The 11482-nt window shown below is 66.4% G+C and carries 11 protein-coding genes and 1 tRNA gene; 5 read left to right on the plus strand and 7 right to left on the minus strand.

Going from position 1 to position 11482, the window contains the following annotated elements; translation table 11 throughout:
* Positions 1-56: 56 nt before the first annotated feature.
* A complete protein-coding gene (locus OA2633_RS10515; protein WP_009802529.1) occupies positions 57-818 on the minus strand; it encodes a cysteine hydrolase in 762 nt (253 codons plus the stop codon).
* Between the two features lie 193 nt (positions 819-1011).
* On the opposite strand from OA2633_RS10515, the gene OA2633_RS15470 reads away from it, so the two are divergent.
* A complete protein-coding gene (locus OA2633_RS15470; protein ID WP_009802530.1) occupies positions 1012-3072 on the plus strand; it encodes a GAF domain-containing hybrid sensor histidine kinase/response regulator in 2061 nt (686 codons plus the stop codon).
* A gap of 151 nt (positions 3073-3223) precedes the next feature.
* On the opposite strand, the gene OA2633_RS10525 is transcribed toward OA2633_RS15470, so the two are convergent.
* From OA2633_RS10525 to hemC, 6 genes are all read right to left on the minus strand, one after another.
* Positions 3224-3299, minus strand: a tRNA-Thr gene (locus tag OA2633_RS10525).
* Positions 3300-3389: 90 nt separating this feature from the next.
* A complete protein-coding gene (udk, locus tag OA2633_RS10530) occupies positions 3390-4067 on the minus strand; it encodes a uridine kinase (RefSeq protein ID WP_009802531.1) in 678 nt (225 codons plus the stop codon).
* A 15-nt stretch (positions 4068-4082) separates the two neighbouring features.
* Positions 4083-5546 (minus strand): heme biosynthesis protein HemY, encoded by a 1464-nt coding sequence (locus tag OA2633_RS10535; RefSeq protein ID WP_009802532.1) that lies wholly within the window; start codon positions 5544-5546, stop codon positions 4083-4085.
* A gap of 3 nt (positions 5547-5549) precedes the next feature.
* Positions 5550-6809, minus strand: coding sequence for a hypothetical protein (locus OA2633_RS10540; RefSeq protein ID WP_009802533.1), 1260 nt, complete (start codon positions 6807-6809; stop codon positions 5550-5552).
* Positions 6810-6877: 68 nt separating this feature from the next.
* On the minus strand, positions 6878-7603 hold the full coding sequence (locus tag OA2633_RS10545; RefSeq protein ID WP_009802534.1) for a uroporphyrinogen-III synthase: 726 nt from the start codon (positions 7601-7603) through the stop codon (positions 6878-6880).
* A 3-nt stretch (positions 7604-7606) separates the two neighbouring features.
* Positions 7607-8569, minus strand: coding sequence for a hydroxymethylbilane synthase (hemC, locus tag OA2633_RS10550; RefSeq protein ID WP_009802535.1), 963 nt, complete (start codon positions 8567-8569; stop codon positions 7607-7609).
* 88 nt (positions 8570-8657) lie between these two features.
* Between hemC and tsaD the strand changes: the two genes are divergently transcribed.
* From tsaD to OA2633_RS10570, 4 genes are all read left to right on the plus strand, one after another.
* A complete protein-coding gene (gene tsaD, locus OA2633_RS10555) occupies positions 8658-9809 on the plus strand; it encodes a tRNA (adenosine(37)-N6)-threonylcarbamoyltransferase complex transferase subunit TsaD (RefSeq protein WP_009802536.1) in 1152 nt (383 codons plus the stop codon).
* 21 nt (positions 9810-9830) lie between these two features.
* A complete protein-coding gene (locus tag OA2633_RS10560; protein ID WP_009802537.1) occupies positions 9831-10832 on the plus strand; it encodes an NAD(P)H-dependent glycerol-3-phosphate dehydrogenase in 1002 nt (333 codons plus the stop codon).
* Positions 10833-10846: 14 nt separating this feature from the next.
* Positions 10847-11137 carry a YciI family protein gene (locus OA2633_RS10565; protein WP_009802538.1) on the plus strand — a complete coding sequence of 97 codons (291 nt, stop codon included), beginning with the start codon at positions 10847-10849 and terminating at the stop codon, positions 11135-11137.
* Positions 11138-11482: Rieske (2Fe-2S) protein (locus OA2633_RS10570; RefSeq protein WP_009802539.1), on the plus strand; the 345-nt coding region annotated here is incomplete at its 3' end.

Genomic DNA, 11482 nt, shown 5'->3' on the forward strand with positions numbered 1-11482 from the left:
ACCCTCAGGGGCCCGTCCCGTGTGGAGGGGCAGACAACACGGGGGACGGGTAGGGCTTAGCGGCTGTAGGCCGCGGTCATGGCGGCGACCGTCTCGTCGGTGTCGCCCACATGGTTCGCGATCATGCGGAAATTGGTCATGGCGGCGGCGTAGCCGTCATAGCCGGGGACCTGGGCGGCGGCGGTGGCGTCGGTGACCACCAGCACTTCAAAGCCCTGCTCGATGAGCTCGCGCATATGGGATTCGGTGCACAGGTTCGCCGACATGCCCGCCAGGATCACACGGTCCACATTCTGCTTGCGCAATTGCAGGACGAGATCATTGGTCTCGGGGCCATAGACCTTGTGGGGCGAGGTGACGACGGTGTGGTCGTGCTCGATATGCGGACGGTATTGCTCCAGCCAGTCCGCGCCGGAGCCTTCAAAGCCTTCAAGGTTCAGCGGGCCGGCGCGATCGAACATGCTGATCTGGTGCATCAGCGCTTCCAGAGCGCCCTCGAAACGCCATTCATGGTCATGCTCATAGTAATAGTGCGGCGATACGAAGACCGGCATGCCCACTTCATGGGCGGTCTCGAACAGGCGGCCGATATTCTCGACCGTGCCGTTCTCGGTGACGTTCGGGCCGACAACGCCCCAGGTGACGCCGTCCGGGCTGAGGAAGTCGTTCTGCGGGTCGGTGACGACGAGGGCGGTGACGCCGCGCTCGATCTGCATGCCCGGATCGGGCAGTTGCGCCAGGGCCTGACCGGAGAACAGCGCCACGCCGGCGATGGCGCCCAGAAGCATGGAACGGGAGACAGTCTTGAATGCACGCATGGTCGTATCCTTTGTCCTGTGAGCCAGGAGCGCCGGGGGGAGGCGGTGTCGGCTCTGGGAGTACAGATACGCAGGGCGGCCTGCGCGCATAATTCGTTTTAGTGCCTAAGGGGAACCCCGTACCCGGATCGACAAAGACAACCTGATCTTTACCAGACTCTGCTAGAGTGAACGGGTTCATGGGGAGAGAGGCTTGAGCGGTCTTTTTGAAATCCTGATCGCCCTGACGAGTCTGTCAGCAGGGCTGGTGCTGTATCTGAACCTGCGTGATGCGCCTCGCTTGCGGAAGGGCAGTCGCTTCGTGGTGAGCGGTCTGCTGGTGATCGGCCTGTCCGCCCTGATCGATTCCAGCAATGGCTTTGTGCCCTATCGGCCCGGACAGCTGGAACCGGCCTATGACGCCATCGAGGCGATTTCCTATATCGGGGATGCGATCGGCCTGTTCCTGATCAGCGTCGGGTTCTTCCGCTGGTTGCCGCTCCTGCGCCGGGTCGATGGCGAGGTGCGGGCGCGCGAACGCGCCGAGACCAGTCTGAGGCAGACGCTCGAACGCTCCCGCCAGCTCAATCAGCTCAAGCGTGAACTGGCTCTGGACCATCTCAACAATGGCTGGGACTACGATCACATGACCCGGCAGGTCGTGGAGCGTCTTGTTCTGGCGCTTGACGCGGAAGAGGCCGGTTTGTGGCTGTTCAATGCGGATCAGACCGAACTGCGCGCGCAATGCGGCTGGAGCCGGACGCGCGGAGCGACCCGGGATTCGGGTCGCCTGACCGCGGAAAACGCGCCGGCCGCCTTTGATCTCGTTGTCCGCGGCGCCTTCTTGGAAGCTGCGGACGTAACAGAATGCGATCCTGCCGCGCAGGAGTTCGCCCTTGCGATTCATGGCGCGAAAGAGGGGGCGATGCTGGCGGCGCCCGTGCTGAAGGAACAAAGCATCAGCGGCGTTCTGAGTGTTCACATCGCCGACAGGCGTCATGTCTGGACGCCCGAAGAGCTGTCTCTGATCCATGCCCTGACCAATTACATCGTGGTCGCCGAGCTGGTGCTCAACGCGCGGACGCTGACCCAGGGCGCCCGCGACGCCCAGAACGCCGCCGAACGGGCGAGCGAGGCGAAGACCGAGTTCGTGGCGAATGTGAGCCATGAATTGCGCACGCCGCTCAATGGCATGCTGGGGCTGGTTCGGGCCCTGTCCGAGGCGGAGCTGGAACCGGCCCAGCGCGAGCAGGTGGAGCTGCTCAAGGGGGCGGGCGACCAGCTCTTGCGCGTGCTCAATGATCTGCTGGATCTGTCCCGTCTGGACGCGGGACGATTCCAGCTGCGTCCCGAAACCACCAATCCGGCGCGTCTTCTGAACGAAGTCTGTCTGCTGTTCCGGGCGAATGCTCAGGAAAAGGGACTCACGCTTGACGAAACGCTATCGGGCCTTCCCGAAAGCGTCGAACTGGACGCGACGCGTCTGCGCCAGTGTGTGTTCAATCTCCTCTCGAACGCCATCAAGTTCACCGAAACCGGCGGCGTCAGCATTGCGGCGGAGGCCGAGCGTCTGAATTCAACGGCCTGCACGCTTCGCATCACGGTCAGCGATAGCGGACCCGGCATGGAGCCGGACCAGCTCGACAGGCTGTTTCACCGGTATGAACAGGGCGGGGAGCGACAGGGTCAGGGCGGCTCGGGTCTTGGACTCGTGATCACGCGCGAACTCGCCCGTCGCATGGGCGGAGATGTGAGCGTTGAAAGCGAGAAGGGAAAGGGCTCGCGATTTGTCTTGACTGTCGTGGCGCGCCTGACCCCTGCCCAGCCGCAACCCGCTGTCCGGCGTGATGCGGACGCGCCGTCCGAAGCCCGTCTCGCGGATGCGCGCATCCTTCTGGTCGATGACAACGCCATCAACAGGATGGTGGCGCGGTACATGCTGGAGCCGGAAGGGGCCCGGGTGACCGAAGCGGAATCCGGCGCCCAGGCGCTGACCCTGTTTGAAGAGCAGACCTTTGATCTGGTGCTTCTGGACGCCAGCATGCCGGTGATGTCGGGAGAGGAAACCCTCAAGCGCCTGCGCGCCTTGAATGAGGCCGGCGCCTCGGCGCCTGTCATAGCGGTGACCGCCCATGCCGGCGCGGGAGAGCGGGCGCGATTCCTGGCGATGGGCATGGACGATTACATCGCCAAGCCCATTGATGAATCCGACCTGCTGGACACTTGCGAGCGAACGCTCCGCAAGCATCAGCGCCTGGACGCCTCCGCCCCGTAATTCCCGCCTCCGCAGCTTCAGCGAGGATCACCTGAGCGGAGGCGAGGGAGACCAGGCTGCCGGACCACAAGTCCGCAAGGCCAAGGGCCGCCCGCAGCTTCTGCGAGGATCGACCGAGCGGAGGCGAGGGAGAATAGGAAAAGAGAAGAAATGGTGCCGCTTGCGTGACTCGAACACGCGACCTACGCATTACGAATGCGTTGCTCTACCAGCTGAGCTAAAGCGGCGCTCGGAGCAGGCGAAAGCCTGCCTCGGAGGGCGCGGAAACTAGCCTTGAACGGCGATGGGGGCAAGCCGGTTTTGCCAGCTTGTCTGCGTCAGGGCCGCACTTTTCCGAAGCTCTTGATTTTCTCCACGATCGGCGCGGCCAGCGCGTCAAAGAAACTGCTCAGATGGTCCGCCGGGCGCGCCGCCGCCGCATCATTGCGGATCAGGATGTCGGCGTATTCCTTGTTGGGCGAGGTCCATTCATGGTGCATGGGCCGCACGGTGCGCAGATACTGGTGCACCACCGAATGCGAGGTCCGGCCCCGCTCGTTCACATCGCGCAGCAGGCGGCGGGCCAGGCGGATATCGTCGGGCGCGGAGACATAGACCTTCAGATCCAGGCAATCGCGCACCTGTTCATCGCAGAACAGATGGATGCCTTCCACGATGATCACATCGGCCGGCGCGATGTTGCGCGTATCGCTGCGGCGGCGATGGATGGTGAAATCGTAGATCGGGCCCTTGATGGTCTTGCCGGCCTTCAGCGCGGCGAGGTGCTTGGCCAGAAGACCATGATCGCGCGCCTGGGGATGGTCGAAATTGAAGTCGGACGGATCAAAGTCGGGCTTCGAGCCATGGTCCGCATAGTAATCGTCTTCGGACAGGACAAGCGCGCTCAGGGGCGCGGCGGCGCGCGCCGCCGACCGGGCGATCTCGGTCTTGCCGGAGGCGGAGCCGCCGGTGACGCCGATGATGAGACGGGGGCGAGCTGGATCAGATGCGGTCATGGGGCGCGAACAGGTCTAGGTGTCGGGATCGGAAGCGCCCGGATCATCCGGCGCCGGCACGGGTACATAAAAGTTCGGGCCCTGTTTGTCGCCTGCTTCACTGCGCTTGGCGGAACGCTCTGCAGTGGGGCGCGCATCGATCAGCACGGTTTCGGGCGCGGCGGCGGCGGCGACTTCGTAACGCTCATGGCGCGGATGGATCAGCACGCCATCCCGGCCCCAGCTCTCCACCATGCGCTTCCAGTCCGCGTCAGTGTAGTTGAAGGCCTGGCCGCCCTCATCAATATCGGACCAGTCCGCCTCGGCAGGGGCGTGAGAGGCGCGCGCCATCCAGCGCTGGGCGTCTTCGGGGTTCTCTTCAAGACGCGCGAGACGCGCTGCCAGCGCGCAGGCGCGGGCGGAGACCGGGCTGGTTTCAAGAACCGGTTTCAGGGCGGAGTGCGCGGCCTCGCGATTGCCCTGGTCGAGCGCGGTTTCCACCAGCAGGAGCCGGCTTTCGCGATGATCGGGGTTGAGCGCTGCCAGACCGCGCAGGCGCTCGGCGCGCTTGGCCTTGGTGTCCGAGCGGCGCAGATTGGCGAAAGCGCGGGCCAGCGCCGGGTGTGGCGCGTGCTTCCAGGCGTCTTCGAGAATGTCCACCGCCCGGCGATGGCGGCGCTGTTCGGCCAGCAAGCGCCCGGCCAGCTCAGCCGCGGGCGCAAAGCCGGGTGAAGACGTCGCCGCACGATCGGCGAGCCTCGCAGCGGTTTCCGGATCGGCGCTTTCCAGTCGACGGGCTTCCGCGGTCAGGAGCACGGCGCGCATGCGAGCCGCGACCAGACGGTCCACATGCCCACGGCGTTCGCCCTCGGTCAGGGTGGCTTCCGCCTTCGCCCACAGGGCGACGTTCACTTGCGCCTCAAAGAGCGCGTCAAACGCCCAGCGCGCGCGACCGGCCTGTTCAAAGGCGTCGGCGGCATGGGTCAGCAAGCCCTGGGAATCCGAACGCGACTGGGCGATGCCGACAAGCCCGCGCTGGGCGACCAGCCGGGTCTTGGCGTCCGCCAGCATGGCTTCGTAATGGATCTGCGCGCTTTCGAGATCGCCGGCGGCTTCTGCGGCTCGCGCCGCCAGAAGGCGGGACAGGGCGGGACGGTCGAGCAGCGCTTCAGCACGCGCGGCCTGCCGGACGGCAAGATCGCCTTGCCCGGCGGCGGAGGCGATCAGCGCACGTTCGAGCGCGTCGAAGCCTTGATCGCGGCGGCGGCGCAGGGAAAAGCGTTTCCAGGCTTCGGGCGCGGACCACAGCTTGGCGATCACCCACCAGGCGACCACCAGCACGAAGGCCGCGAGGATCAGCGCGCCCATGGCCAGCGCGAAGGGGGCCTGCGTGGTCTGTCCCAGGAACTCGACGGTCACAAGGCCGGGATTGAGGGTCAGGAAGACCGCCAGCATGGCGGTGAGGACGCAGGCGATGACGGTGAGGGTGAGGCGGATCATGGTCTAGCGCTCCCCATTGACGTCGGCCTGACGGGCCAGCGTGTCGCGCATGTCTTCCAGCGTGGCGTCGAGCGCCTCGCGCTTGCGCGCCTCGATCAGCCAGGGTTCAAGCGCCGCGCTCGCCTCTGCATCCAGACCTTCCGCCAGGGCGATCGCCTCGTTCAGCGCGCCCTGTTCGATGAGGCCGAGTATCTGATCGGCGACCCCCTGATCATCTCCGGTGCGGCGCACTTCGATCACCCCCCACAGGCGCTGGGTCTGGCCCAGCGCTTCACGCACGCTTTGCGCGGGGAAGCTGTCAGCGAGATCATCAAGCGTCGGCGCGCCGGTGCGGGCGGGGGCGGTCAGAGCATCCAGCTGTCGGCGATTGGGCCAGACCTGGCTCAGCATGGCGTATTCCATGGCGAAAGGCTGGGAGTGCGCGGCGGCTTGCGCCAGATCTGAGAAGGCGAGCGCCTGCCGGGCGAGGCTTGCAGACGCGGTCGGCGACGCCGCGCTCACGCCTGAGGCGTCAAGGCTGGAGACCGTGGCTTCGAGCGCATTCATGCGCGCGGCCAGCGTTTCAAGATTACCGGCGCCTGACTGCAGGGCGCGCACATCGGACTGCAGACCAGACACATCGCGACGCAGCGAGGCCAGGGCGTCGGACGGCAGGTTGGCGCCGGTCTCGCCCGAGGTCGGCGCGGACTGATTGCGCATCTGCTGCAGCGCCGATTGCGCGGTCTCGGCGGTCGCCAGCGCGGTCTCGGCGTCGCTGGCCACGGTCTCGAGGCGCTGTTCAAGGGTGGCGAGCCGGGGGGTGAGGGCGGAGATGTCTGCAGAGCCGCCCGATGTCTCGAGCGCCTGAAGGTCGGCGCGCAGATCGGCCACATCCCGGATCAGCTGCTCGAAGGCGTCCGTCCGCAGCGGGGCGCCCGCGCTTTCTTCCTCGACGACCGCAAGGCGGGCCTGGAGCGTATCGAGCTGATCGGTCGTGGCGCTCTGGTTTTCCAGCGCCTCGATTCGGCTGACAAGCGCGGTGTCAGGCAGCGCCTCGCCCATGGGGGCATAGCGTCCGATCAGCCAGCCTGCGCCGCCGCCCACGCCCGCCGCCAGCACCGTCAGGCCGATGAAGGCGAGCACCGGGGCGCCGCCTTTGCCATCCTTCTTGGGCTTGGGCTTCTTAGATCTGGATTTGGAGCCCGCGCCGCTGCTGTCCGGCGCGGGTTCGAACTCGGCGTCCACGGGTTCGGCGGCGTCAGGGCGGGGGGTGTCGGCGCTCATACTGTCCTCGGGGCGCAGGGCCAATGCATCAAGTTCGAGTCTAGGCTGCGTTGCAGCGCAGCGCCACCTCAAGCACGGGCTGAGGGGCGGTTTTCCAGTGCGTCAAACAGCGCGTCTTCATCGGGGCGTCTGGCGATCTTCAGCCTGGCAACGCCCAGAGACTTCAAAGGTTCGGCGGCTGCGGTCGAGATCGCGACGATCCGCGCCGCAAGCAGGGCTTCAACCTGATCGGCGGCGTTTGCGAGGTCGTTGAACCGTTCCGCGCCCTTGGCGGAATGGATCAGAACCGTCGCGCCGGCTGCGAGGCTCGCCCAGACCGCTCCGGGCAAGGCGGAAACCGGCTCGGCGGCGTAGAGGATTTCGGAGCGGGCGCGAATGCCTCTGGCGTTCAGCTCCGCGCTCAGATCGCCGGTCTGGTCGACGCCGCGCACATGCAGCACCTCGCCCTCGGGCGCGCGTTCCCGGATCATCGCCAGAAGATCACGGGCGTCGCCGCTGGCGCTGTTGACCTTCTCAAAGCCCGCCTCTCTCAAGCGCGAGGCCGTCACATCGCCCACGGCGATGACGGGCAGGCGGCGTTCAGACGTGGCGGTCGCCAGACAGCTTGCGCCGAAGGGGCTTGTGACGGCGATCAGGCTGACGCCCTTGAGATTGAGCGCCACCTCATGCGCCTTCAGCACCGCCGTTGCGGCGTTGATGGCGTCAAAGCCCCGCTCTGCCAGCGCCGCACAACTGCGCGTCGCGCCGGGTTCGGCGCGGGTCACGAGCACGCGAGAGCGGTCGGAGGCGGACATGAATCACCCGGTTTCAGCCACGATGCGCGCCAGCGTATCACCGCCCGCCCGTTTCACTTCAAGCCCGAGTTCATAGCCCAGAAGGCGCGCGGCGTCGGGATCGAGTTCGGGCAATTGCGCGCGGGTTTCATTGGCCCAGCGTTTTGAGCCGTCCGGCATCAGGGCCTCGCCGCGCAGATGGATCTCCGCGCCCTCAAGCGTGGCGTGCGCCGCAATGGGCGTGCGGCAGGAGCCGTCCAGCGCCTGCAGGAAGCCCCGCTCGGCGGCGATGGCGATGCGGGTCGGCAGGTGATTGAGCGGTTCGAGCGCCTTGCGCGCCTCGACGTCATCAGAGCGGATCTCGATCCCCACCGCGCCTTGCGCCGGGGCGGGGATGACGGCGGTCAGCTCCAGCGGCGGCAGTTCGGCCTGCTCACGGCCCAGACGGCGCAGACCGGCGCGCGCGAGGAAGGTCGCGTCCACCTCGCCGGAATTGAGCTTCTCAAGGCGCGTATCCACATTGCCGCGCAGGAGCACGATGTTGAGATCGGGCCGCAACGCCAGCGCCTGGGACTGACGGCGGATGGAGGCGGTGCCCAGCGTCGCGCCCTGGGGCAGATCCTCGATCCGGCTGATGCCGTCGCGGGTCAAAAGGGTGTCGCGCGGGTCTTCGCGTTCGAGCACGCAGGCGATTTCCAGCCCGTCAGGCAGGGTTGTCGGCACGTCCTTCATGGAGTGCACGGCGAAGCGGGCGTCGCCATCGAGCAGTGCGCGTTCAAGCTCCTTGGTGAACAGGCCCTTGCCGCCCGCCAGCAAGAGCGCGCGGTCGGTGATGCGGTCGCCCGTGGTGGTCATGCCAAGGATCGGGAAGCTCTCTTCGGGGTCCTTCTCGCCATGGGCTTTCGCGAGACGCGCCTGCACATCCAGCGTCTGCGCCATGGCCAGCGGCGAGGTGCGGGTCGCAATCGGCATATTGAACAGGTTCACGACAGAGGCACTCCTTCACGCGCTTCCAAGGTCCCGCCAGCAGAGGCTGATGATTGCGCCGAAACGCCAGCGAGGGTACTGCAAGGTCATGGCGTTATCCCATGATCAAGTCCACCCGCAACCGGGCGCGGCGCCGCAGGGCGTTCTGACCGTGCTCGGTCTTGAATCGAGCTGCGATGATACCGCCGCCGCTGTGCTGCGTCGCCATGGCGACGGGCGCGTGGAGATTCTGGCCGAAGCCGTGATGGGGCAGAACAGCGCCCATGCCCCCTTTGGCGGCGTGGTGCCCGAGATCGCCGCTCGCGCCCATGCCGAGCGCATGGATGCGCTGGCTGAGGGCGTGCTGGCTGAAGCCGGGCTGAAACCGTCTGATCTCGATGCGGTCGCCGCGACCGCCGGACCGGGTCTGATCGGCGGGGTTATGGCGGCGCTGATGACGGCCAAGGGAATCGCCATGGGCGCGGACATTCCGCTGGTGGCGGTGAACCATCTTGAAGGGCACGCCCTGTCTCCGCGTCTGACCCATGAACTCGCCTTCCCCTATCTGCTGTTGCTGGTCTCGGGCGGGCATACCCAGCTCGTGATCGTGGAAGGCGTGGGTCAGATGACGCGTCTTGGCTCGACCATTGATGATGCGGCGGGCGAGGCGTTCGACAAGACCGCCAAGGTGATGGGGCTGGGCTTTCCGGGCGGGCCGGCGGTCGAGCGCTTTGCCAAGGACGCTGAGGACCCCAAACGCTTCGCGCTGCCCTTGATGCTGGCGCGGGACAAGTCGTGCAATTTCTCGTTCGCGGGTCTGAAAACCGCGGCGCGCCGCCATTGGGACAGCCTTGAGGCCCCAACGGATCAGGATCGCGCCGATCTCGCCGCCTCCATGCAAAGCGCGATTGCGCGCCATCTCGCGCAACGCGCGGGGCGGGCGATGGAGATTTTCAAGGGGCGCTTTGCCGATCTTGCAGGGCCTTTGCCGCTCGTCGCGGCGGGCGGGGTCGCTGCGAATACGGCTGTGCGCGAGGCGCTTCAGACCGAAGCGCGTGCGCATGGGTTCGAGATGATTGCGCCGCCCCTGAAATACTGCACGGATAACGCCGCGATGATTGCGCTCGCGGGCGTGGAACGTCTGGCGCTGGGGCAGACCGATGGCCTCGACGCCGCGGCCCGGCCGCGCTGGCCGCTGGATCAGGACGCCGCCGCCCAGGACCCCGCCAGCGGGTCAGGGCGCAAGGGGCCGAAGGCTTAGGCCCGGCACAAGGGGGAGAGTATGGTCGAGTATCAAAAGATTGGCGTCATCGGCGCCGGCGCCTGGGGGACGGCTTTGGCCCAGTCCGCCGCGCAGGCCGGCCGCAAGGTGACCCTCTGGGCCTATGAGGCCGAGGTGGTCGAGGCGATCAACACCGCCCATGAAAACACGGTTTTCCTGCCCGGCGCCCCGCTGAACCCGGCCATCACCGCCAGCTCCGATCCGGCTGATCTTGCAGGCTGTGACGCCTTCCTGATGGTGGCGCCCGCCCAGCATGCGCGCTCGATCCTCAAACAGTTTGCGCCCCTTATCGCAGACGGCGCGCCTGTCCTGTTGTGCGCCAAGGGGTTCGAGCGCGAGAGCCTCGCTCTGATGACGGATGTGCTGCGCGAGACCGTGCCCCACGCCGTCCCTGCCGTATTGTCCGGCCCCAGTTTTGCGATTGATGTGGCCAAGGGCCTGCCCACGGCCGTGACGCTGGCGTGTGAGGATCGGGAAATGGGCGAGGCCTTGATGGAGGCGGTCGGGTCCAAGACCTTCCGCCCCTATTGGTCGGGCGATCTTGTGGGCGCGGAGGTGGGCGGTTCGGTCAAGAACGTGCTCGCCATCGCCGCCGGGATCGTGGAGGGCCGTGAGCTGGGAAAATCCGCCCATGCCGCGCTGATCTCGCGCGGCTTCGCCGAGATGACCCGGCTGGGCCTCGCGCTGGGCGCCAAGCGTGAAACCCTGACCGGCCTCTGCGGGCTCGGGGATCTGGTGCTGACCTGTTCCTCGCCGCAATCACGCAACATGTCCTGCGGGCTGGCGCTGGGGCAGGGTCAGACGCTTGAGAGCGTTCTGGGTGCGCGCAAGGCCGTGACCGAAGGCGTGGCGACCGCCCCCGCCGTTGTCGCGCTGGCCAAGAAACACAATGTCGAAATGCCGATCTGCGCCGCCGTGGATGCGGTGCTGGCGGGCCGGATGAGCGTGGATGACGCCATCACGGCTCTGCTGACCCGTCCGTTCGGCCCTGAAACCTACTAAGACCAGGATATCTCATGCTGTTTGCCGTCACTTGCACCGACCGTCAGGGCGCTTTGGATGTACGCCTGAAACACCGTTCCGAGCATCTGCTGTGGGCGTCTGATGAAAGCTCGCCTGTGAAGATGGCGGGGCCGCTTCTGGGCGGTGAAGGCGATCCGGTCGGCTCGCTTCTGATCATTGAAGCCGCGGATGAAGAGGGCCTGCGCGAGATTCTTGCGACGGATCCCTACGCCAAGGCGGATTTGTTCTCGGACGTGTTCTGGATCCCCTTCAAATGGACGGTGAAGGCGCCGGAGGGGCTGTAGATGTCGGACGAGACCGAAACCGTCATGCCCGAACCGGGCACGGTGCTCAAAACCCTCGCCGACATCCCCGATCCGGGCGGCCTCCCCGCCGATTTCGAGCCCACCCCCATTGTGGTGCTGCGCTCTGGCGAAACGGTGACGGCGTATCTCAATGTCTGCCCGCATGCGGGCCGGCCCTTCTCTTTGCCGTCGGGCAAGACGCTGGTCAGCGAAGGCAAATTTCTCGTCTGCCCGTTTCACGGGGCGAGCTTTGACGTTCAGTCCGGCGCCTGTGTGGGCGGTCCGGCGGGCAGCGCAGTGCTGAAAGCCGTGCCGGTGAAGGTGGAAAACGGTCAGGTGGTGGCG

The sequence above is a fragment of the Oceanicaulis sp. HTCC2633 genome, assembly GCF_000152745.1.
Classification (GTDB): domain Bacteria; phylum Pseudomonadota; class Alphaproteobacteria; order Caulobacterales; family Maricaulaceae; genus Oceanicaulis.